This window comes from Paraburkholderia sp. Tr-20389 (assembly GCF_017104565.1).
GTDB lineage: Bacteria > Pseudomonadota > Gammaproteobacteria > Burkholderiales > Burkholderiaceae > Paraburkholderia.
In genome coordinates, this window is sequence record NZ_JAAGPD010000003.1 from 235,343 (window position 1) to 256,425 (window position 21,083).

Annotated in this window: 20 protein-coding genes; 11 read left to right on the forward strand and 9 right to left on the reverse strand. The window is 60.9% G+C overall.

Annotation, left to right across the window (positions count from 1 at the left end; translation table 11 throughout):
- Positions 1–13: 13 nt before the first annotated feature.
- Positions 14–1,042 carry an L-threonine 3-dehydrogenase gene (gene tdh / locus G3N95_RS06870; RefSeq protein ID WP_205969251.1) on the reverse strand — a complete coding sequence of 343 codons (1,029 nt, stop codon included), beginning with the start codon at positions 1,040–1,042 and terminating at the stop codon, positions 14–16.
- 18 nt (positions 1,043–1,060) lie between these two features.
- Positions 1,061–2,260 (reverse strand): glycine C-acetyltransferase, encoded by a 1,200-nt coding sequence (locus G3N95_RS06875; protein ID WP_205969252.1) that lies wholly within the window; start codon positions 2,258–2,260, stop codon positions 1,061–1,063.
- A gap of 144 nt (positions 2,261–2,404) precedes the next feature.
- On the opposite strand from G3N95_RS06875, the gene G3N95_RS06880 reads away from it, so the two are divergent.
- The 3 genes from G3N95_RS06880 (at position 2,405) to G3N95_RS06890 (ending at position 4,701) form a co-directional block, all read left to right on the forward strand.
- The gene (locus G3N95_RS06880; protein WP_205969253.1) at positions 2,405–3,019 is read left to right on the forward strand and encodes an XRE family transcriptional regulator; all 615 of its coding nucleotides are present in this window, start codon (positions 2,405–2,407) and stop codon (positions 3,017–3,019) included.
- A gap of 85 nt (positions 3,020–3,104) precedes the next feature.
- Positions 3,105–3,503, forward strand: coding sequence for a DUF2471 family protein (locus G3N95_RS06885; protein WP_205969254.1), 399 nt, complete (start codon positions 3,105–3,107; stop codon positions 3,501–3,503).
- Between the two features lie 133 nt (positions 3,504–3,636).
- Positions 3,637–4,701 (forward strand): tyrosine-type recombinase/integrase, encoded by a 1,065-nt coding sequence (locus G3N95_RS06890; protein ID WP_205969255.1) that lies wholly within the window; start codon positions 3,637–3,639, stop codon positions 4,699–4,701.
- Positions 4,702–4,773: 72 nt separating this feature from the next.
- On the opposite strand, the gene G3N95_RS06895 is transcribed toward G3N95_RS06890, so the two are convergent.
- Complete coding sequence (locus tag G3N95_RS06895) at positions 4,774–5,979, reverse strand: DNA-binding protein (RefSeq protein WP_205969256.1); 1,206 nt, start codon at positions 5,977–5,979, stop codon at positions 4,774–4,776.
- 1,948 nt (positions 5,980–7,927) lie between these two features.
- Here G3N95_RS06895 and G3N95_RS06900 point away from each other — a divergent pair.
- Positions 7,928–9,277: a replication initiation protein gene (locus tag G3N95_RS06900; protein ID WP_205969257.1), complete on the forward strand. Its 1,350-nt coding sequence runs from the start codon at positions 7,928–7,930 to the stop codon at positions 9,275–9,277.
- Between the two features lie 45 nt (positions 9,278–9,322).
- Here the strand turns inward: G3N95_RS06900 and G3N95_RS06905 are convergent, their stop codons facing one another.
- Both G3N95_RS06905 and parA read right to left on the reverse strand, forming a co-directional pair.
- On the reverse strand, positions 9,323–10,387 hold the full coding sequence (locus tag G3N95_RS06905) for a ParB/RepB/Spo0J family partition protein (protein WP_205969258.1): 1,065 nt from the start codon (positions 10,385–10,387) through the stop codon (positions 9,323–9,325).
- Positions 10,388–10,411: 24 nt separating this feature from the next.
- Complete coding sequence (parA, locus tag G3N95_RS06910) at positions 10,412–11,074, reverse strand: ParA family partition ATPase (RefSeq protein ID WP_012403445.1); 663 nt, start codon at positions 11,072–11,074, stop codon at positions 10,412–10,414.
- A gap of 595 nt (positions 11,075–11,669) precedes the next feature.
- Between parA and arsC the strand changes: the two genes are divergently transcribed.
- The gene (gene arsC / locus G3N95_RS06915) at positions 11,670–12,041 is read left to right on the forward strand and encodes an arsenate reductase (glutaredoxin) (protein WP_205969259.1); all 372 of its coding nucleotides are present in this window, start codon (positions 11,670–11,672) and stop codon (positions 12,039–12,041) included.
- Between the two features lie 59 nt (positions 12,042–12,100).
- On the opposite strand, the gene G3N95_RS06920 is transcribed toward arsC, so the two are convergent.
- A complete protein-coding gene (locus G3N95_RS06920) occupies positions 12,101–13,066 on the reverse strand; it encodes a sulfonate ABC transporter substrate-binding protein (RefSeq protein WP_205969260.1) in 966 nt (321 codons plus the stop codon).
- Positions 13,067–13,286: 220 nt separating this feature from the next.
- Between G3N95_RS06920 and G3N95_RS06925 the strand changes: the two genes are divergently transcribed.
- A complete protein-coding gene (locus G3N95_RS06925) occupies positions 13,287–13,577 on the forward strand; it encodes a DUF1272 domain-containing protein (RefSeq protein ID WP_205969261.1) in 291 nt (96 codons plus the stop codon).
- Between the two features lie 58 nt (positions 13,578–13,635).
- Here the strand turns inward: G3N95_RS06925 and G3N95_RS06930 are convergent, their stop codons facing one another.
- Positions 13,636–13,842 (reverse strand): hypothetical protein, encoded by a 207-nt coding sequence (locus G3N95_RS06930; RefSeq protein ID WP_205969262.1) that lies wholly within the window; start codon positions 13,840–13,842, stop codon positions 13,636–13,638.
- Positions 13,843–14,228: 386 nt separating this feature from the next.
- Between G3N95_RS06930 and G3N95_RS06935 the strand changes: the two genes are divergently transcribed.
- Positions 14,229–14,780: an NADPH-dependent FMN reductase gene (locus G3N95_RS06935; RefSeq protein ID WP_205969263.1), complete on the forward strand. Its 552-nt coding sequence runs from the start codon at positions 14,229–14,231 to the stop codon at positions 14,778–14,780.
- Positions 14,781–14,842: 62 nt separating this feature from the next.
- Here G3N95_RS06935 and G3N95_RS06940 read toward each other — a convergent pair whose 3' ends face one another.
- Positions 14,843–15,952: a hypothetical protein gene (locus tag G3N95_RS06940; RefSeq protein WP_205969264.1), complete on the reverse strand. Its 1,110-nt coding sequence runs from the start codon at positions 15,950–15,952 to the stop codon at positions 14,843–14,845.
- Positions 15,953–16,169: 217 nt separating this feature from the next.
- A complete protein-coding gene (locus tag G3N95_RS06945) occupies positions 16,170–18,452 on the reverse strand; it encodes a hybrid sensor histidine kinase/response regulator (RefSeq protein WP_205969265.1) in 2,283 nt (760 codons plus the stop codon).
- A 477-nt stretch (positions 18,453–18,929) separates the two neighbouring features.
- Between G3N95_RS06945 and G3N95_RS06950 the strand changes: the two genes are divergently transcribed.
- From G3N95_RS06950 to G3N95_RS06965, 4 genes are read left to right on the forward strand one after another with little or no spacing between them, the layout of a single operon-like run.
- The gene (locus G3N95_RS06950; RefSeq protein WP_205969266.1) at positions 18,930–19,103 is read left to right on the forward strand and encodes a hypothetical protein; all 174 of its coding nucleotides are present in this window, start codon (positions 18,930–18,932) and stop codon (positions 19,101–19,103) included.
- 59 nt (positions 19,104–19,162) lie between these two features.
- Positions 19,163–19,531, forward strand: coding sequence for a response regulator (locus G3N95_RS06955; RefSeq protein ID WP_028366793.1), 369 nt, complete (start codon positions 19,163–19,165; stop codon positions 19,529–19,531).
- Complete coding sequence (locus G3N95_RS06960; protein ID WP_205969267.1) at positions 19,524–20,147, forward strand: chemotaxis protein CheC; 624 nt, start codon at positions 19,524–19,526, stop codon at positions 20,145–20,147. Before G3N95_RS06955 ends, G3N95_RS06960 begins: the two co-directional genes overlap by 8 nt.
- The gene (locus G3N95_RS06965) at positions 20,144–21,082 is read left to right on the forward strand and encodes a diguanylate cyclase (protein ID WP_205969268.1); all 939 of its coding nucleotides are present in this window, start codon (positions 20,144–20,146) and stop codon (positions 21,080–21,082) included. Before G3N95_RS06960 ends, G3N95_RS06965 begins: the two co-directional genes overlap by 4 nt.
- Position 21,083 lies beyond the last annotated feature (1 nt).

Consider the following 21,083-nt stretch of genomic DNA (forward strand, 5'->3'; position numbering starts at 1 on the left):
CTGTGCAGCGCGATCAGACGGTCCAGTCGAGAATCACTTTGCCGCTTTCGCCAGACAACATCGTGGCGAAGGCTTTTTCGTAATCGTCGACGGCGAAGCTGTGCGTGAGAATCGGCGAAAGATCCAGGCCGCTTTGCAGCATCGCGACCATCTTGTACCAGGTCTCGAACATCTCGCGGCCATAAATGCCCTTGATTTCGAGCCCCTTGAAGATGACCTGCGTCCAGTCGATCGCCGTTTGCGCCGGCGGAATGCCGAGCAGCGCGATCTTGCCGCCGTGGTTCATCGCTTCGAGCATCGATGTGAACGCGCTCGGCACGCCCGACATTTCGAGGCCCACGTCGAAGCCTTCCGTCATGTGCAGATCGCTCATCACGTCGCGCAACGATTCGCGCGACACGTTCACCGCGCGCGTCGCGCCCATCTTGCGGGCGAGTTCGAGACGGTAATCGTTGACGTCGGTGATCACGACATTGCGCGCGCCCACATGCTTCGCAATCGCCACGGCCATGATGCCGATCGGTCCCGCGCCCGTGATCAGCACGTCTTCGCCGACCAGATTGAACGACAGCGCCGTGTGCGTCGCGTTGCCGAACGGATCGAAGATCGCGGCGAGATCGTCGGAGATTTCAGGCGGAATCTTGAACGCGTTGAACGCGGGAATCACGAGGTATTCGGCAAACGCGCCTTCGCGATTCACGCCGACGCCGACCGTATTGCGGCACAGATGCCTGCGCCCCGCGCGACAGTTGCGGCAGAATCCGCACGTGATGTGCCCTTCGCCCGACACGCGGTCGCCGATCGAGAAGCCGCGCACTTCCTGACCCATTTCGACGATTTCGCCCACGTATTCGTGGCCGACGTGCATCGGCACGGGAATCGTTTTCTGCGCCCAGTCGTCCCACTTCCAGATATGAATGTCGGTGCCGCAGATCGCCGTGCGCGTGATGCGGATCATCACGTCGTTATGACCCACTTCGGGTTTCTTCACGCGGGTCAGCGTGAGGCCCGGTGCGCGTTCAAGTTTTGCCAGTGCTTTCATTGATGTCGATGTCCCGTTTCAGATCACGCCAAGCGAACGGCCGACGCGCGCGAAGGCGTCGACGGCCCGATCGATCTGTTCAGCCGTGTGCGCGGCGCTCATCTGCGTGCGAATGCGCGCGCGGCCTTTCGGCACGACGGGATACGAAAAACCGATCACGTACACGCCTTCCTTCAGCAGCGCGTCCGCCATATTGGATGCGAGTTGCGCGTCGCCGAGCATCACGGGAATGATCGGGTGTTCGCCGGGCACGAGCGTGAAGCCGTGCGCGCTCATCGCCTGACGGAAGTGCGCGCCGTTTGCGCGCACGCGTTCGCGCAACTGCCTGCCTTCGTCGCTCGCGAGCAGTTCGAGCACGGTCAGCGATGCAGCCGCGATGCTCGGCGTGAGCGTGTTCGAGAAGAGATAGGGACGCGAGCGCTGCCGCAAAAGATCGACGATCTCCTGACGCGCCGCGACGTAGCCACCCGATGCGCCGCCAAGCGCCTTGCCGAGCGTGCCCGTGATGATGTCGACGCGTTCGAGCACGCCGCAATGTTCAGGCGTGCCGCGTCCGTGTTCGCCGATGAAGCCGACCGCGTGCGAATCGTCGACCATCACGAGCGCGCCATAGCGGTCCGCAAGATCGCAGATGCCCGCGAGGTCGGCGATGATGCCGTCCATCGAAAACACGCCATCGGTCGCGATCAGCTTGAAGCGCGCGCCTGCCGCGTCGGCCTCGCGCAGTTTCGCTTCGAGATCGGCGAGATCATTGTTCTTGTAGCGGAAACGCTTCGCTTTCGACAGCCGCACGCCGTCGATGATGCTCGCGTGATTCAGTTCGTCGCTGATGATCGCGTCGTTGTCGTCGAGCAGCGTTTCGAACAGGCCGCCGTTTGCGTCGAAGCAACTGGAGTAAAGAATGCAGTCGTCTGTCTTCAGAAATGCGGACAGCGCGCGCTCGAGTTCCTTGTGAACCGTCTGCGTGCCGCAAATGAAACGCACCGACGCCATGCCGAAGCCGTCCTTGTCGAGGCCTTCTTTTGCCGACGCAATCAGGCGCGCGTCGTTTGCAAGGCCGAGATAATTGTTCGCGCAGAAGTTGAGGACGTCCGCGCCGCTCTCCAGCTGGATATCGGACGATTGCTGGCTCGCGATCACGCGTTCGGTCTTATGAAAACCATCGGCGCGAATCTGGTCGAGCGTGCTGCGCAAATGCGCGAGGAATGGGTCTCGCATGAAGACGGCTCCTTGAATGGACGGCTCTGCGGCGCACCATACGGCGCGGCGGCCTGTTATAGTCGGTTTCAGTTTTATCGGAAATTTTCGTTTTTTCGAACTAAAGTTCGATATGTCGAACAACTCTAATCGATAGGTCAGGAAATGGCAAGTTCGGGAATGCGCAAGGGTTCGTCGGGGGCGGCGACGGCGGCGGCGCAGTCTGTATCGGTGCCGCCGCGTGTCGGCGAGCAGATTCAGCGGTTGCGCAGTGAACGCAAAATGACGCTCGACGATCTGTCGCGCGCGGCGGGCGTGTCGAAATCGATGTTGTCGGAAATCGAGCGCGATAAGGCGAATCCGACGATCGCCGTCGCGTGGCGGCTCACGAACGCGCTGGGTGTAAGCCTCGATTCGCTGTTCGCACCGCAGAAGGCGCCTGATCCGATCGCGGTGTCTGGCCCGCATGAGATTCCGACGTTGAGCGGCCACGAAGCGCGATACCAGTTGCGGGTATGGGGGCCGATCGAGCTGGCCGGCAAATTCGAATGGTACGAACTGACGTTGCAGCCGGGCGGCGCACTCGTGTCCAGCGCGCACGAGCCGGGGACGCGTGAACATCTGACGGTGTTGAACGGTGTCATCGACATCGACGCGGCGGGTACGACGAAGCGTCTGAAAGCCGCCGATACTGCGCGCTACGTCGCCGACGAGCCGCATGCAATTCGCAACGCGGGCAAAGGCGAGGCGAAAGCGCTGCTCGTCGTGATTCACGGCTAATCCGAATCGCGATTCTCCTGCGTCACGCCGGTTGCAGCCGATACTGTATGTTTGTACAGTATACGCAGTCCGACGGAGCCGAAGAATGAACAAGCTGAACAACGAACAGGATCTGGCCGCGCTGCGCTTCAAGTCCGCCGCCCGCGACCTCGAACACATCGTCCGGCACATCGCAGCGCGGTACATCGTGCAGCAGGTGCCGCTCACATGGCGGCTTCTGCATGCGATCGAAGCCGAAGCGCTCGCGGATCTGGGTTTTGCCAGCCGGCACGATCCCTTCATGCTCGGGCTGTTTCAGCGGCCCGATAACTTCCAGTTTCCCGAGACCGACGAGGCCGTCGACTTCAGTCGATCGAATGCGTTGCCGGCTGCGTTCGCCTTTGCGGTCGCGGCTTACGACGAAGCGGAGAAAGCGAAAGCCGGGGCTGCAAGGCGGCGCTCTGCCGATCGCGAGCACGGTGGGGGACGTGCCTGGGGCGGGTAGTGGGGTAGTGCCGTGCCCGCGTTCGTGTCGTGAAGTTCGGGCAGGCGATGGGAGTTTATGCGCGTAAAGTCGGCTCGCCGCCGCTTATCGACTGACTACAATAACTTTTGCGCAACTAACGGAAAAACAGACTATGGCCTCAACCGATCCTGTTGGCTCTGCTGATTCGTCGCCGGTTGTCGCTGAAGCCGATCTATTCGACCGTGAACGTCAGGACTGGCTCATCGATCCGCGCACCGCGTTCGATGCCTGGCTCGCCGGACAAAACTTCCGCAACTCTTCGGCGGAGGTGTATCGCGCGCAGTGGGGGCTTTTTCTCGAGTGGCTGCAGGCGCGTCACAAGAATCTTGTGACCGTCGATATGCGCTCGATTGCAGAGTTCGTCGGTGGTTTGTCGATTCGAAAACCGCAGCGTGCCCGTTATCTGCGGTTGATCGAGCGTGTGCTCGATCACGTGCGCGAGATCGAACTGGCGTCGACCAATCCGGCCCGATTCATTGCTCAGGATGGCGAAGCGGAATGGCGCAATGCACGCGACAACGAGCCAACTGGATTTCTCACTATCGCGGAACGTTCGGCATTGATCGCCTATCTGTTTTCGCCGGTAACCAATCTGTCGTCGGCGCAACGCTGGCGCGAGCGGCGCGACCGGGCGTTGATTGCCGTATTTCTCGGCGGTGGGATCAAGACCGGGGAGGCTCGAACGCTTTCGATGAGTTGCGTGACACCGGGCTCGCCGTGGGTCGTGATCGAAGCGACGAATCCATTGTTCACCCGCAGGACGCGACTCGCACCGTTCGCCGTGTCGGTGCTCGACGCGTGGCTCGATGAACGCAAACAGGCCGAACTACCAGGCGAACTGGTCTTCCCCGCGTCGCCGTCGGGACGTCCGATGCACAAGGCGACGATGCTCCGGGCCGTCGATGCACTGGTCGATGCAGCCGGATTCGGACAGTCGCGCGAAGCACGCGCGAGTCCGCATACGTTGCGCAACTCGTTTGCAGCCGACCTGTTCGAGAGCGGCATGGAAGTGGACGTTGTCGGACAGTGGCTTGGATTCGCGCAAGCTGTTTCCGCGAACCGACTGCACCGTGCGTGGAAAATCTGGAGTGAACAGGAAAAATTCGACGGCGACCTGCGACTCGCTGAAGCGTCGGCGCCGTCTGAAGATCACGACGGCGCGCGGGGCGACGGTTAGACGGCTCCCGTAAACCTTCACCCGTGCGGTCCCGTAAACGCTCACCAATACACGTTTCTGCGTCGTTTTCGATCAGGGCAAGGCCGAGGTTTGCGCCGTTGACATAAAGCGCGTCACGGCCGCGAGCCTGGAATCGCCGGTTCCGGACGTGTGATCGCATTCCGGACAAAGCAATTCGTAGTGGTGATCCACCTGAGACAGCTCCGGCTCACCCTCAGCGCACTTCGGACACTGCGTGGGTACGGAAACATGTCCGTCGACAGCCGTGCCGATCAACTCCAATTCCTCCGTGCTCAACCGGCCGGCGCTCGCCAACTGACAGACCAACTGCGCGACGACGGGATCGATACCTTGTTGTGCGCGCAGCGCAGTCATCTGGCGCGTCAGGAGATCGAGTTCATCCGATTGTTCGCGCAATTGTCCGTCGAGCCGATCGCCGCGTGCTTTTGCCGCGGCTAGCTGCTGGATGAAATCGAATTCTTTTCGGCTCGCGTCCCTGACGCCCGCTTGATAGGTCGCCGCCATTGCGCGTAACGAATCCAGTTCGACGAGCATCGGTTTGACGCGACGTTCTGCTTCCGCCACGGCATCCTTGATCTGCTGCGCGTAGTGCTCGGCGTTTTGCCGCATCTCGCCGTGCAACGCATCGAGCCGGTCGCGTAAGCCGGCATTCGTCGATTGCTCCGCATCCAGGCGCTTGCGTAGTGATTCGTTCTCGGCGTCGAGGCGACGCACGGTGGATTTCAAACCTTGCTGATTGGCCGATTCGCTGGAATTGGCGGAAGCAAGCTGAGTCTCAAGAGCGCGTACGCGTTCCCAAGCGGCATCGGCGCGAGCTTCGCTGCGCTGTATTGCTTCCTCAGAAATTTCCTTTCGAATCTGGCCTTCTTGCGAGCCGCGTTCGGCGGCCGCTCGCAGCGTTTGGATTTCCTGTCGTTCTTCGTCGAGCGACGCTCGTGCTTGTACTAGTGCGTCTTCGAATAACGCCCCCAACAGTTCGCCCGCACGTTCTTCCAGCGCTTTTGGAATAGCGCCGGCACCGACCTTCACACGCGACGCGGAACGGATGCGCTCCCAAAACGTGTCGATGTCTTTCGGAATGTCGCTCGCACTACCTGTTTGCGTAAGGTCACGCACCGCCGCCATCGACGGGCGAATGCCGAGATCAAAGAAAAGCCGCTTGCATGCATGCAGCGACAGTTCTTGTCGGCGGGCGCCGTTTGTACGCAACGCATCGAGTTCTCTTCGGATGGCTTGGCGTTCTTCGTCCAGATTCATTCTTGCCTCGGATCTACTGTCATTCGAAGAATCATAACAATTTACGTAGTATTCGATACGTTTTTTGAGTTCAGGTGGATCGTTCGTGCAACGAAGAGGGGAAACCTGCTGAATGGGTCATCGCAGTGTCGATCTGCTCACAAGAACGTGAAACAAATCGAAGAAACCACTCTAACTTATTGTTAACCAAGACATTTATCGGATCCAGCGTTGTTTTGGCACTGTTTCACGCGCGTATTGGCGTAGATGAGGAGGTTGTGGCTGTGTTTTGGAAAGCTCTCGGGGCTCTTTGCTTGAGAGTAATAAAAGTAAACACCTTTGAACCTTAGTTAAAAACGTTAACGCCAAGCGGAACCCTTACAGGATAAGGCTTTGCGACCGATCAGGTGAAGCTTTTCGGGAATGATGGTGAGCTTTGGCGGGACGAAGCAGTGATGGGGTTCGGGGATGTCGGTGAGCCGCGTCGGGAAAGAACGTGAGTGGCTTCGGGAGCGGTACGAATATTGGCTTTGCTCAAAGGTGAGCGTTTTCGGGACGTAACGCCCGTTTGCGCCCCGTATACGTTGAGCAGGCTCGTTCGAACCGGGTTAACGCGAGGTGAGCGGGTTCAGGACAGCCGATCGACCGGGTTTTTGGCCGTTTTGGACGGCTCGCCTGGTGCTTGGTGAGCGTTCACGGGAAGAAAACGGAATCGAAGGTGAGACTTTTCGGGGTCTGTGAGGCATTTGGGCATCGCTACGCGGTCGGAAATCCTCAAAGGTGAGGCTTTACGGGACGCCGCTGCCGTGCAGCGGAATGCAAACAGGCTGATTTTTGGCATGTACTCGGCTTAGGTGAGGGGATTCGGGACTCGGTACGGTATGCATATCCTGGGCCAGAAATGGGCGCGTAAAAGTCCAAAGGTGAGATTGTGCGGGAGCGTAATCACGCCATTTCTGCGCGAAAGGTGAGGAAATACAGGACTATTTTGGGCGGGGATGGCCGCGACATCCCAATCGGGCGCGGATACCGGGATTGATCGCTCACGACACAATTCTGGGAAAGGTGAGAAGTTTCGGGGGATTGAATTGCACAGAAGTCGCGCATTTTTTTTCGCACGGGTCGCTGAAAGGTGAGCGTATTCGGGAATCCAGGTGTTCTGCCTGGTTGACCTTGCTTTCTGGTGCTGTGTGCTAAGTCATTATTTTTATTAACATTTCATCGCTTTCAATGCAAAGGTGAGGATATCCGGGATCGCTTTTATGATGTGCGACGCTTGGTCGTTCCAGGGCATCACGGGGTTGCAGGTGAGGATATTCGGGAGCAAATTTCCACGTTAAATTTCTGGTTGGGGCCGGAAGTCGCGACAGTCGTCGGTTCGGGGCATCGCTTAGGTGAGGATATTCGGGAGCCCCCGCGCTGATATTGCAAGTGGTTATCAAGGAGGCGGCGCCGCTTGTGGACTGCTATCCGTTTTTTCTTAGGATGTGGGTACACAAGGTCGGACTTTTCGGCGCCCCATCTAGTTGACGAATGGACGAAAGAGCGGCCGCAGCGCCTTTGAACGCCCGTCGCGGTGCGTGCTCGAGCGCCTCGATTGCGGTCGCGGAGAGAGTTGGCGCAAGGCCGGCGAGGAAATGCCCTCTTCCGCGGATCTCAGGATTTGCCGGCGTACGAATTGAAACGCTGAAATCGCGTCGTGTATTTGCGACGTCCCCAAAGGTGAGTAATTTCGGGAAGCAAATAATCGGCGGCCTCAAGGTGGAATTTCACGTGATAAAGACCTGGCCCACAACCATCAAGACCTTCGCGAAACCCTTCTCACACCGAAAGGTGAGTGTTTTCGGGACCATCTCCTGGTGAGTTCGTCGTCGCAGCCCGATTTCACCCAAGGTAGGTGAGACGGGTGCTATAGACGCGCATCACCGCAGCCGGTATCCTTTCGCCAAATCTCTTCTCGACTCGACGCATGGCCACGAAGCGCGCGAAAAAAACCGATGTGGTGAGCCCTAGCTCCGCCGAATTGCGCAAAGCCGTCGAGGCGATCGCTATTCAGCCCAAGAGCGGCAAGATCACGCTACTCACCCGCAAACTGTTCAACGTCTTGCTGACGGTCGCGCAGCAAGCAGACGAGGCGGGTGACACCTATCGCGCGCTGCTGTCCGACATTGTCGCCAACTCCGCATTCGATTCGAACGACACGGCTCTCGTGAAGGAGCACCTGCGTCGCATGGTCTCCGTGCAGGTCGAGTGGAGTCAGGGTTCGTCGAGTCAGAAACCCGGCCGGAAGTGGGGCATCTCAACCCTGATCGCCGACGCCGAAATTCTCGAAGATCCGGCAACGCGTCGTGTCTGGGTCGAGTTTTCATTTGCGCCCAAGATCAAGAAGAAGCTGCTCGATCCCGTGCAGTACGCACGCTTGAGCCTGCAGTTCCAAAGCCAGTTGCGCAGTAGCGCGGGGCTGGCACTGTACGAAATCTGTGTGCGCTATCTGACCAATCCGAGCCATCTGACGATGCGCGAGGCTTGGGAATGGTGGCGGCCCATCCTGTCGGGCACCCCCGACACGGAAGCCGGCGATGAAGCCAAGCGCGAATACAAGTACTTCAAGCGCGATTATCTGCGTCCCGCGATCGCGGAAGTGAATGCCGTCACGAATATCTTCGTTGAACTGATTGAACATCGCGAAGGTCGGCGGGTCGCCGAAATCCAGTTCCGGGTAACCGAGCGCAAGCAGCCGATGCTTGCGCTCGACGAGCATCCAAACGTGTTCGACAGTACCCTGGTCGACCGGATGGTGAAGATCGGTATTCCTTTGAAGGAAGCGCAGACGCTTTACGCGGACAGTGAGGAAAACCGGATTCGTGCGGCCCTGCAAATGACGGAGCAGCGGATGCGCAGTACGACGCTGCCGCCCGTACGCAGCGCGCCTGCGCTCTTCAAGGATGCGCTGAAGAAGGGCTATGCACCGCCTGTCGAGGCGTTGCCCTCGACGCCCGCTGGCAAGGCGCTTGCCGGGGCGCCCGCGGACGATGCGAAGGCTCGGCTACTGGGCGAGTACATGGCATATCGGCGCAAGGAAGCGCAGGCACTGTACGAAGAGCAAGGTGAGGCGGAGCGCGAGGTGGCGCGGCACTCATTCGAGGAAGACGAATTGCCGGGTCTCGGCGCGCACATGCGTGACGATTGGCGCCGGCGCGGTCTCGAGTCGAAGCTGACGGAAACCGCATTCTTCGATTGGCTCGCGCGCAAAACCTGGGGCGAGCCGACGGACGGCGATCTGCTCGCGTTCACGTTGAGTCAATCGCGAGCTGCCTGATTTCGATGAAGCGCGCCGTGATCGGCGCGCTATTTTTCCTGCTCGTTACGACGGGTCGGACAGCATCTGCTCGATCTGTCTGAGAATGTCATCGCGCTTGTCACGCGACAAGCCACGCAGCTTCAGTTCGAGGCGATCGTCGCCGTATGACTTCAAGTCGCCCACGGACACACCACCCAACTTGATATCCAGCCGCTGGGCGTAACGCTGGCGTCCCGCCGGCTTGGCGCTTTCCTGCGCCGTCGCCCTTCCCTTCACGATGTCTGCGACCTGGCGGGTGCTCAGATCGTCGGAGAGAATCTTGTTGATGAGGCGCAGCGTGGAGTCCGTGCCGCGCGCCGAGTGATAACGGCCGACCTGATACGCCATGTTCGAACCGAAGCGGTCCGCTCGCGCGACCATCTCCTGCATCACGGGCTCTGGCAATTTCGCAATCGACAGCGCGACGGCGATGGTCGACTCATCAAGGCCGAGATGCTCGGCGAGTTCCTTCTGGCTCTGGAAGTGTTTTTCGTCCAGGAAGCGGCGCCAGACGACCGCGTTATCGAAGACGGTCTGCGAATCGCGCTGGACGTTGAGATCGTAGCCGAGCTTGTAGCTCTGAATTCCGATCGGCAGATCGACGACGAGCGCCTTCACCGTCTCCTTGTTGGCTTCCTTTAACGCGCGAACACGTCTGCCACCATCGCTGACGAAGTAGCTGCCCGGATTGTCGTAATCGGGGATGACATGGATAGCCTGCTGCTGGCCTTGCTTCGCAAGGTTGACAGCGAGTTCGGCGATCGACGACTTGACGTAGAAGTAGCGCGGATTGAACGGGCTCGGTTTGATCGCCTTCAGCGGCAGTTCGATGATCTGCCCCGGACGATAACCGTGCTCGGCACGCCAGGTGCGGTATTCAATCGTCTCGTTTGCAACATCCCCCGCTTCGGCTTCGCTGGGCAAGGGCGACGGCGCAGCGGGACTCTTGAATGCGGCGATGTTCGCGTTCTTCGGCGCGTTTTGCACCAGGCCGTCGATCGCATTGAGCCGGTCGAGTGCCGTGCGCTTTTCGCTGCTGGTCGAATCGGGGCGAGCCTGGAAGCCTTTGGCGAATTGGGACGGTTTCATTCAGGTACCTTTATGCGCATAAATTCAGGGAAGCAGGGCGGCGATCTCGTCGGCGCATGCGCGAATCTCGAGGCTGGCGAGCTTGGCGCCCCGATCATTCATCTGCAAGACCGTCTGACCGAGCGCCATTGCCTGTTTGTACGCCTCGCGCGTGGGAATCTGAGTGCGTAGAAGCGGGAAGCCGAGTTCCTCCAACGCGCGTTTCAGCTCGCGGGTCAGCATTCGCTTCTCTTCGGTCTTGTTGAGGAGGAAGACAGCACGCAGATCCTCGTTCATGACCTGCGCCTGTTGGACCAGCTTGACGAGACCTACGCTCGACCAGTAGTCCGCCGGCGACGAGGACGTCGGAATGACTGCGACGGTCGCGGCGAGGAGAACGACGCCCGAGACCTTCTCTGTGATCGACGGCGGGCAGTCGACGACGATCAGGTCGTAGTCGGCGACGAACTTCTTGATCTCGCGATGGATTTGCGCGCCGGCCTCGGAGAGATTGACGACTGGAAAAGGGATGCCGGAGTCGCTATCCGAGGCTGCGCTGGCCCAGTGGATGAGAGTGTTTTGGCCGTCAGCATCGACGACGAGAACGCGCTTCCCGCGTTCATGGAAGGCTGCGCCGAGGTGCATCGCAATTGTGCTCTTACCGACCCCGCCCTTCTGTTGTGTCACTGCGATGATTTCTGCTGCCAATGTTCACCTCCTCTTTTTGGACGCCGCTGAATTTTACCTTGATGATTTTGTAATTCAAACATTTTTGGTTAGATGCAACGGTTATAGGCCGTTTGCACACGGCTTTATGCGCATAAAGCGGGTGGGGTTAAGTTGAGTGTGAATCCGGGGGCGGCAGCCGATTGTTCCGGGCGTCTGAATTGACCGCGTCGCTGGCTGCGTAGCAGGGACTCGAGTGGCACTACCTCAGCTTTGTATCTACGCGGCCTTCGTAGCGCAGCCAACTCGAAGGCGAGGTCGGTTTATGCGCATAACGTTGGTGAGCGCAGTGGGCGGAGATGCAATCGACGGGATCGCCAGCACCTTTATGCGCATAAATTCGACCGCGCGCAAAGCAGCGGCAAGAGCGGGAGCGAGCGACGAAGTCGGATGCGGGACACCCCGCTAGAGAAAGCCCATCGACGCGCTGCCGGCCGCCGAAGCGCAAGCGTCGACTATGTCATGCGTGGGACCAACGCATCATCACCGGGCGAATCACAAGCCCCACATACGACCACAACATCGCCCGACCACAGCCGCTAAAATCCCAGCACCTTCTCACATCGACATACCGGCCATGATCACGATCTATCACAACCCGCGCTGCTCGAAATCTCGCGGCGCATGCGAACTCATCAACGGCGTCTACAACCCGTCGAATGAACCTGTCGAGATCGTCGAGTACCTTCGGACACCGCTATCCGTGGCGCAACTCAAGGAACTGAACCGGATGCTGGGCAGCACGGTCCGCGAAATGATCCGCGACTCGGAGCCGGTCTATAAGGAACTGGGCCTTGCTGACACCTCGTTGACCGACGATCAGCTATACGAAGCGATGGCCGCGAATCCGATCCTGCTTCAACGCCCGATCGTCGTCCGCGATGGGCGCGCAGTCATCGGTCGCCCGCCGGAGAATGTGAAGGTTCTGTTTGCCGCTCCGGCGAAATAGAAACAACAACGCGCGCGGCGGCGGATGACCGTCACGCGCGCTCGATCAAACAGACGCTCTCAAGCCTTCGCGCCGAGAACCGCTTCCTTCGTCACGATCTTTGTCGGGATGATGCGGAGTTCGGTGAACGCGTCGGCGATTTTCTGCTGTTCGGCCAGCACACCAGCATCGATTGGTTTGTAGACATGCGCGTAGTGTCGAAGGCCCGCTTCGATGACATTCGCGTCGAGCCCCTGAATCGGCGCGAGCTGCGCCGCTGCTTCTGCGTAGTGCTCGCGAACCCACGCACCTTCCTTCCCGACTTCAGTCACGACGGCATCGACTAGCTCACCGTTCTGTTGCGCGAAGGTGCGCGCGCTAAGAAAGAACTGATGGTGATTGACGATGCCCGTACCGTCGGTCAAGAGTCTTGCATTCGACTGCCGCTTTGCTGCTTCGAGGAACGGATCCCAAATGGCCCATGCATCGATTGCACCGCGTTCGAATGCTGCGCGCGCATCGGCGGGCGGCAAAAAAACAGTTTGAATGTCGGTGTATTTCACACCGGCTTTCTGCAACGCAGCGACGAGAAACCAGTGAACGTCGGAGCCCTTGTTGAACGCCACACGCTTCCCTTTCAGGTCCGCAACGGATTGAATCGGGGCATCGCGATGAACGAGGATGCCCTCGGCTTGCGGCGTCGGAATCTCATACGCGGTGTAGACGAAATTGGCGCCAGCGGCCTGTGCGATAACGGGCGGCGCCTCCCCCACATAACCGAAGTCGATCGAACCGACGTTCAGTCCTTCGAGCAACTGCGGGCCTGCTGGAAATTCAGTCCATTTCACATTGACGCCCTGCGCAGCGAAACGCCTTTCAAGCGTTCCATGCGCCTTCAAGAGCACTAGCGTGCTCGCGGCCTTTTGATATCCGATGCGGATTTCTTTTGCACGGCTGTCCGCGAATGAAGGAAGCGCGGCCGAGGCCAGGAGTGCGCCGGCTCCCGCCAGGAAGGCTCGGCGTGTGAACGTGCGATGTTGAGACATAGGCGGATGCGATATAGCGAAAACGGACGCAACATGGACCGATTGCGCTCAACGATAAGCCGGGCGTCAACCGGCACGAACCGATAAATTCGCATAAGCAAATCACTGCGTGGCAGCTCGATCCGATTAGCCGGCCTGGCAGGAATTGACGCCGGGCTGACCTTTTTGCCGGTGTCGATTTCCCTACACTTCGGCGATCGTACTGACTCCGGAGACCAGCATGCTTGAACTCAGACCGTCATGTGAAGGATGCGGCAAGGCGCTGCCGCCAAACGCCAACGATGCAATGATCTGCAGCTTTGAATGTACGTTTTGTGAGAACTGCGCGCTCGCCGCTTTGCAGAACGTCTGTCCCAACTGCGGGGGAAACTTTCAACATCGTCCGATTCGTCCAACGGCGATGCTTGGAAAACACCCAGCATCTTCCGAGCGACACCCCGTCGGCGTCGACAACGTCGCACATGGCGGCTATCTGGAGCGTTATCGCGATATACCGCCATCTGAGCGCTAGACGAGGAAAAGGGCGCCGCGAGCGCCCTTTTTATGATGCCGTGCGCAAGACCGCAAGCTCAGGTTTTGCCGCCGCCATCAAGTCCACTACCCGTGCGCCACACCTGTTTTCCTCGCTCGGAAAGCTCGCCGCAGCTGTGAGTTTCGTCCGCCTGCGTGCCTTCTACGGCCATCTCGCCGCCCGGCTGTTCCAGCGAGCGCGGCTTGTGCTGCTTCCGCACGGCAAACGCTTCGTCATGCGATTTGCCTGAATGGTCCAAGCTCATGATCAATTCCTCCCGATCGGTTCACAACGGTTCTCGCTTCGGCATCAGACAACCAAGAGAACCATGAGGCACCTCCTATCAGTTCGAAAAATCTCCTGTCCACAAGTTCAACCTGAAGCTGTCCTGCCAAGCGATATCGCGCACCGTTTGTTGCGCGGGGCGACAGCCCGACGATGCGCTTGATTGATAAGGCAAAGATTCGACCTATCCACAGGGTTATCCAGAAAATCTGTGGATAACTTGTGCGGCCCTCAAGTTATCCACTGCCCGCCAGAAAAGCGTCATATCCGGGTCGGAAAACAGCCCGCCTACGCGACACATCGACCGTTATGATTCACAGGTCGCACCCCCTTTTCGCGCTATTGCGCCAACCGAGGAAGGAAGACATGGCCCATCACATTGCAGTCGTCGTCGGCAGCTTGCGCCGCGACTCGACCAACCGCCAGTTGGCGAAGGCGTTGGTTTCCCTCGCGCCTTCAGATTTTTCTTTCGAGTTTCTCGACATCGGCTCTCTCCCGCTCTATAGCCAGGATTACGACGACGACTTCCCAGAAGTCGCACGAAACTTTAAACAGCGAATCCAGGCTGCAAACGGATTGCTATTCGTGACCCCCGAATACAACCGCTCTATGCCCGGCGTGCTGAAAAACGCGCTCGATTGGGGTTCGCGTCCTTGGGGTCACAACGTATGGGGCGGCAAGCCAGGCGCCGTGATCGGTACGTCGCCGGGCGCGACGGGCACGGCGCTCGCGCAACAGCATCTACGCAACGTGCTTTCCTATCTAGACGTCGCGACGCTCAGCCAGCCTGAGATGTTCATCAAGCATACGGCCGGCCAGATCGACGAGAACGGCAACATTACGAACGACGACACACGCAAATTCCTGCAGAAATTCGTCGATCGATATGTGGACTGGGTGAAGCGGCACGTCGGGTAACGCGCGGAGCGAGCAAGCACCTAAGCGGCGCCTGACATCAGGCGCCGCAACGCTAGCCGATGCTAGCGACGGTGATCGGGATGCCCCGTTACCCGATCCCATCCATGCCGCACAGCAGCCTTGAACCGCTCCCAGCTGCCCATACCCGCCGAACTTTCGCGTTCCCAGTCCTTCTGCACTTCCGGCTCGACCTCGTCCCACGATCGGTCCTGATAGCGAATCTCGCGAGCCATCGTCGCGCCGTAGTGGTACGCCGGCACGTACTCGTCGTAGCGCAATCCCTCGTGCGCATACTCCGAGTCGTAGTGGCTGCGGAAGTCCTCTTCGTATTCGAGAAACTCGTCCGGCACCTGTTGCGGCATCGCTTGCGCGGGTGCGGCGGTGTCGGGCGTCATCACGGCGCCTGAACCTGCAATGCCCGCCGACGCGATTGCGGCAGCCGCTGGCGTGTCCTCCTGAGTCGCCGCCGGGCGGTTGCTGCCCGTGGGTACGCCATAGTTGGGCACCGCCGACGCCGACCGTTCCACATCGTCCTCACGCGCAGCGGACACATGCGGAACCTCTGGGCGCATCACCGCCCCGGCGCCCGGCGCACTCGCGGCGGCGAGCGCTTCAGCCGACGTCTCGTCGACGGGCGGCACGCCATGCAGCACGTCCATGCGCGCGCGCTTGCGAGCCTCTTCTTCGGCAAGCAGCGCGTCGCTGGACGGCTGCACTGCCGTCGGCGTCGCTCCCGGCGTGCCGATGCCGAGTTCATCGAACACCGAATGTTCGCGACGTGCTTCGGCTCGCGTCTCCGACGAGCGCGCGTCGACGTCAGGCGCACGCTCGCTCACTTCGATGGCGCCGAACCGGGTCAGCGAGTTGCGCGCGAGTTCCGCATGCGACTCGCTCGCGGCGTTCACCGCCACGAGCACGGCGCCGCGCCGCACGGCTTCCGTATAGCGCTCCGCTTCGGGCGCGGTCGGGCCCGACGTCGAGAACAGGCTTGAGAGGAATCGTTCGATATTGGCGATGACGCCGGGAGAATGCGCGGCGGCTGCATCGGCGGGCGTTTCGGGGTTCGCCTGCAACTCGATGTCGCTGGATGCGAAGCCGGTCTGCACGAGCATGTTGCGCGCGCTTTCGGCTTGCGCGTAGGTGTCGAAAAGACCAATCACGGTGTGTCGCATGTCTGTCTCCGTGGCGTTCTGGACGAGTGCGGCGGCGCGCCGCTGCACTCTCGATGCGGAGAAAGCCGCAACCTTCATGCCGGGCTGCACATGCGCGGACTGGCGGGAAAGTCCTGAGACGGCCGGCCCGCGACGGCCCCAACGCCGTCGCGTGGGTGGGCACGTCGACCGTATGGCGCGCTTTTACAAATGGCTGGTAATCCCCGGCAACGGCCGCTTAGCCGGCGGGATGCGTCGGCGGATGCGCGAGATCGCGCTGCAGGGTCTGCAGGAATTTGTCGAGCAGCGCGATATCGAAGGGCTTCGACAACACGCGCGCATCGACATGACGTGCGCGCTCGAGTTCTTCCGCATAGCCGGTCACGAGAATCACGGGAAGCTTCGTTTCGAATGCCTGCACGCGCTCAGCCAGATCGATGCCGTTCAGCTTGCCCGGCATGTGGATGTCGGAAATCACGAGGTCGAACGGAAAGGGCTCGCCCGTGTCCTTCTGCTTCGCATGCGCCGCGTCGAAACGTTCCATCGCCGCGTCGGCGTTGAACACGCAGGTGACCTCGTGGCCCATCATCTGCAGCAACGCCTCCGTGCCGGCCGCGACTTCATCGTTGTCCTCGACAAGCAGGATGCGCAAACCATGCGGCGCCCCCGCTTCTTCCGCGACGGGTTCGGCGGGCCGCTCGACTTCGGGCGCGTGCGTGGCGCGCGGCAGATACAGCCGCACCGAGGTGCCCGCGCCGATGGCGCTGTCGATCGCCGCGAGTCCGCCTGAGCGCTCGCAGAAGGCGAACACCTGCGGCAGGCCGAGACCCGTGCCCATGCCCTTCGGCTTGGTCGTGAAGAGCGGCTCGAATGCGCGCGACAGCACGTCGGGCGGCATCCCGACTCCCGTATCTTCCAGCGAAAGCTGCACGAAGTCGCCTGTGATCGGGAAGCCGTCTTCGTGTCTGAAGCTCACGTTGTTCGCGCGCACCGTGTAGCGGCCGCCGTTCGGCATCGCATCGCGGGCGTTGACGGCGACGTTGATCAGCGCCAGTTCGAGTTCGGCGACGTCGACCTGCATCGGCCACAGGCCCGAGCCGACGTCCATCACCAGCGCGACCTTCGCGCCGAGCGAAGCACGCAGCAGATCGCGGCAGCCGGGCAGCCAGCGTTCGACGTCGAGCGTTTCGTTGCGCAGCGGCTGCTTGCGCGCCACGCCGAGCAGCTGTCTCGTGAGCGACTGCCCGCTCTTGAGCGCGCGCTCGATGGCGGACAACTCGCGATCGAACGCCGCCGCGCCCCGGCGCCGCACGATCTGCGCGTTGGCCGAGACGATCATCAGCAGATTGTTGAAGTCGTGCGCGACGCTGCCGACGAGATTGCCGAGCGCTTCCATCTTGCGCGATTGCCGGTAAGCGGATTCGATCGAACGCCGCATCGATGCTTCCGCCTGCCAGCGCTCCCACGCTTCCTCTTCGGCGCCGAGACGCTTGAGCGACAGCCAGATCACGCACCACAGCACGATGGACGGCACGAACGTCGACAGGATCAGCACACTCAGATGGCGATACCACGCGGCCCAGATCGCCGACGTGCGATAGCCGACGGCCACGTAAGCGGGATACGAACCGACGCGGCGGAACGCGACGATCAGGCTTTCGCCGTCGACGGTCGAGCGGACCCGCACGACGCCTGCGCGTCGTCCTTCGGCGAGCGCGTCGGTGTACGCGTTGTGTCGCACGGGCTCTTCGACCTTCGACGGCGGACCGACGGGATAGCGCGCGAGCACGGCGGCGTCGGAGCGTGTGAGGGCCATCGTCATCGGCGAATCGTTGCCGCCCAGCAGTTCGCGATAGAACGCCGCGAAATAGCTGGGACGCAGCGCCACCGACACGACGCCGGCAAACGCGCCATCGTCGGCGCGCCGCGCGACGCCCGTGTTGAATACGATCTCGCCCGCGACATGCCCGACCATTACCTTCGAGACATGTTCGAGCACCTGGCCGTCACGAATGCCGACGAAATCTTCGCGCTGGTCGATCGACACGGCGGGTGCCGGATAAAAGCGGCTGCTCGCGAGCAACACACCGTCGTGGCCGAAGATCGAGACGGCCGCGACCTGCGGATAGCCGCCGCCCATCGTTTGAAGCTTCTCGTGAATCGCGGCTTCGCGCTCGCGAATGCCGTCGTCGTCGAGTCCCTGAACGAGATCGACCACGCGCGCGTCGAGCGACTCGTTCATGTCGAACACTTTCAGTGCGTGCTCTTCGGCGACGCGCACGGTGCGCAGCGTCACGTCGGTCGCGTCGGCTTCGCGCGTGCGCAGATCGCTGAACGCCATCGCCGCGACGAACACGCACGGCACCACGACGGCAGCGACCAGCAGCGCGATCAGCGTCATGCGGCGAACGGCGAAATTCTGTTCGGGAACGGCGGGAAAGAGCGCTTCGTCGGGCCGCGCGCCGGCGGCGCGCTCGTCGGGAGCGCTCACGTCGACGGAATCGGACCGGTCAGCTGTCATCGCTCAAGCCGCGCAGGCGGGCGGTAAAAAAGGGGTGAGTTCTCATCATAGGTTCAAGCGGGCGCTTTGCTCGCACGCAATGCAACAAAGGACGCGTCGCGGCAGAAGCGGCGCGGCTTCGCCGCTTTTGTCATACGAGTTCGCAAATCAGCGACGAATCTGGAAGCGCAAACGTACACAAAAGGAAAAGTACGACCATTCTTCTGACGAATGCTTACGTTTTTACTCGAATCCGACAAAATCGAGTTAAATTCGTTCGTCGAATGCTTTCTGGCGAGTTGCCTTTCCGCCAATTTGCTTCGAGAATTGCGCCACGATAAATAATCAGCCCGCCATGATCGGGTGAATTCCGCGCGAGGGACGGTGCATTGCACGTGATGCAAGGCCGACAAGATCCTCGCGGAGACCAGCGGGGCACCACGGAGCCATGAACGCCGTCTTGCCGCCGCAGAATTATCTACGGGGTAGGGTTCGAAAATGCCGGTCATATCCGTCGTCCATTGCGTGCAGACCGCCGCCACGCGCCGCACGCGTCACATCGGCGGCGCGCGCGGTCCGGTGCGCACAGCATCGCTCGCGCCGATCGATCCGGTTGGCGAGTTTGCCCATGTCCAGGCGGGTCCGACGCGCAATCGCGCGAGCGGGCGCTAAAGTTCGCCCAGGCACTGCCGTTAACACGCAAGAGCCCACTCCGTTTCCAATCCGCCGCCATGTCTTTGCCCATTGTGATCGCCGATGACTCGCTGCTTGCCCGCAAGGTGCTCACGAAGGCTTTGCCGCAGGATTGGGACGTCGACATTACCTACGCGTCCAACGGCCGCGAAGCGCTCGAGCATTATCGCAAGGGGCGCGCGTCGGTGATGTTTCTCGATCTGACGATGCCCGACATGACGGGCTATCAGGTTTTGGAGGCCCTGCAGCACGAGGACCTGAACACATTCGTGATCGTCGTGTCCGCCGATGTCCAGCCGATGGCAAGGGAACGCGTGCGCGCGCTTGGCGCGCTGGCATTCATCCCGAAGCCCGTGACCACCGAGGCGGTGCTTCCCATCCTCAAGGAGTACGGGTTGTATGTCTGAGCCAGTCCTCAACGAAGATCAGCGCGACGCGCTGCAGGAGGTCGCCAATCTGGCGATGGGCCAGGCCGCGACGCGCCTCGCTCTGCTGCTGGATGCGTTCATCGAGCTGTCCGTGCCGCGCGTGCGGGTGGTGGCCGTGCGCGAAGCAGCCCCGGCGCTGCGCGAGATGACGGGGATCAACGAGCCCGTCAGCGCCGTGCGACAGGGCTTTCGCTCGGACATCAAGGGCGAGGCGCTGGTGATCTGCCGCAGCGGCAGCATCGAGCAGCTTTGCTCGCTCGTGAGCGATCCGTACGCCAAGTCGGCTTATGAAGCGACCACGCAGGAAGAACTGGTGTTCGACGTCGCGAACATCCTGACGGGCGCGTGCGTGTCGTGCATTCTCGACCAGCTCGGACGCACGCCCGTGTTTTCGGCGCCCGGCCTGCTCGGCTCGGCGATGTCGCTCGACGATGTGTTCCAGCCGAACGTTCTCGCGTGGGAAGTCGCGTTGCTGGTCGAAGTGAATTTTGCGTTAGAGGATCAGAGTTTCCGCGCCCACCTCGTGATGCTGATGGCGGAAGACTCGATCCGTCATTTGAGCACCGCGCTGGACGCGCTGCTTTCCAGCATATGAATGCCCCGCTTCCCTCGCTGAGCGACCTGGTTGTCGAACGGGTCGGCTTTGGCATTTTCGTTCTCGACCGTCAGATGAACGTGCTGATGTGGAATCGCTTCATGCACGATCACAGCGGTCTGTCGGCCGAGCAGGTGGTCGGCAAGTCGATATTCTCGAGCTTTCCCGAACTGCCGCGCGTGTGGCTCACGCGCAAACTCGAAAGCGTGTTCCAGCTGGGCAGCTTCGCGTTCAGTTCGTGGGAGCAGCGCCCCTATCTGTTCAAGTTCGATCACGACCGGCCAATTACTGGCGGCGTCGATTTCATGCAGCAGGACTGCACCTTCATGCCGATCATGCGCGATCGCGAGGTGGAGGCCGTGTGCGTGACGGTGTGCGACGTGACGCATGTGAGCATCATGCAGCGCGAGCGCGAAGAAGCCGTCGCGAAGCTGCAGGAATATGCGGACCGCGACGGCCTCACGGGCATCGCGAACCGCCGCTATTTCGAAGCGCGTCTGCGAGACGAATACACGCGCTGGCAGCGCTACGGCGGCGAACTGTCGATCCTGCTGTTCGATCTCGATCACTTCAAGAAGATCAACGACCAGTTCGGTCACGTGGTCGGCGATACGGTGCTGCGGGAGATGGCGCAGCGGGTCGCGCACGTGGTGCGCGCGCAGGATACGTTCGGGCGCTTCGGCGGCGAGGAGTTCGCGTTGCTGCTGCCGTGCACGCCGCTGGAAGATGCGATGCTGGTCGCGGAGAAGATCCGCAATACGATCGGCGAAACGCCCGTCGACGTGCAGGGCGTCGATGTGCCCGTGACGGCGAGCGTCGGCTGCGCGGCTGCGCGGGCCGGGGTGCCGGCTTACGAAGCGCTGATCAACGAGGCGGATGCTGCGCTGTACAGCGCGAAGCGGCAAGGGCGCAACCGGTCGGTTGCGTTTATCTGAG

What these genes read in the sequence shown, in the direction of transcription:
- G3N95_RS06880 (WP_205969253.1), top strand. Translation starts at nt 2,405, where the DNA reads ATGGCAAGTTCGGGAATGCGCAAGGGTTCGTCGGGGGCGGCGACGGCG.
- G3N95_RS06930 (WP_205969262.1), bottom strand. Translation starts at nt 13,842, where the DNA reads ATGAGCTTGGACCATTCAGGCAAATCGCATGACGAAGCGTTTGCCGTG.
- G3N95_RS06875 (WP_205969252.1), bottom strand. Translation starts at nt 2,260, where the DNA reads ATGCGAGACCCATTCCTCGCGCATTTGCGCAGCACGCTCGACCAGATT.
- G3N95_RS06885 (WP_205969254.1), top strand. Translation starts at nt 3,105, where the DNA reads ATGAACAAGCTGAACAACGAACAGGATCTGGCCGCGCTGCGCTTCAAG.
- G3N95_RS06895 (WP_205969256.1), bottom strand. Translation starts at nt 5,979, where the DNA reads ATGAATCTGGACGAAGAACGCCAAGCCATCCGAAGAGAACTCGATGCG.
- G3N95_RS06945 (WP_205969265.1), bottom strand. Translation starts at nt 18,452, where the DNA reads ATGACAGCTGACCGGTCCGATTCCGTCGACGTGAGCGCTCCCGACGAG.
- G3N95_RS06900 (WP_205969257.1), top strand. Translation starts at nt 7,928, where the DNA reads ATGGCCACGAAGCGCGCGAAAAAAACCGATGTGGTGAGCCCTAGCTCC.
- G3N95_RS06925 (WP_205969261.1), top strand. Translation starts at nt 13,287, where the DNA reads ATGCTTGAACTCAGACCGTCATGTGAAGGATGCGGCAAGGCGCTGCCG.
- tdh (WP_205969251.1), bottom strand. Translation starts at nt 1,042, where the DNA reads ATGAAAGCACTGGCAAAACTTGAACGCGCACCGGGCCTCACGCTGACC.
- G3N95_RS06890 (WP_205969255.1), top strand. Translation starts at nt 3,637, where the DNA reads ATGGCCTCAACCGATCCTGTTGGCTCTGCTGATTCGTCGCCGGTTGTC.
- G3N95_RS06960 (WP_205969267.1), top strand. Translation starts at nt 19,524, where the DNA reads ATGTCTGAGCCAGTCCTCAACGAAGATCAGCGCGACGCGCTGCAGGAG.
- arsC (WP_205969259.1), top strand. Translation starts at nt 11,670, where the DNA reads ATGATCACGATCTATCACAACCCGCGCTGCTCGAAATCTCGCGGCGCA.
- G3N95_RS06935 (WP_205969263.1), top strand. Translation starts at nt 14,229, where the DNA reads ATGGCCCATCACATTGCAGTCGTCGTCGGCAGCTTGCGCCGCGACTCG.
- G3N95_RS06940 (WP_205969264.1), bottom strand. Translation starts at nt 15,952, where the DNA reads ATGCGACACACCGTGATTGGTCTTTTCGACACCTACGCGCAAGCCGAA.
- G3N95_RS06905 (WP_205969258.1), bottom strand. Translation starts at nt 10,387, where the DNA reads ATGAAACCGTCCCAATTCGCCAAAGGCTTCCAGGCTCGCCCCGATTCG.
- G3N95_RS06955 (WP_028366793.1), top strand. Translation starts at nt 19,163, where the DNA reads ATGTCTTTGCCCATTGTGATCGCCGATGACTCGCTGCTTGCCCGCAAG.
- G3N95_RS06950 (WP_205969266.1), top strand. Translation starts at nt 18,930, where the DNA reads ATGCCGGTCATATCCGTCGTCCATTGCGTGCAGACCGCCGCCACGCGC.
- G3N95_RS06965 (WP_205969268.1), top strand. Translation starts at nt 20,144, where the DNA reads ATGAATGCCCCGCTTCCCTCGCTGAGCGACCTGGTTGTCGAACGGGTC.
- G3N95_RS06920 (WP_205969260.1), bottom strand. Translation starts at nt 13,066, where the DNA reads ATGTCTCAACATCGCACGTTCACACGCCGAGCCTTCCTGGCGGGAGCC.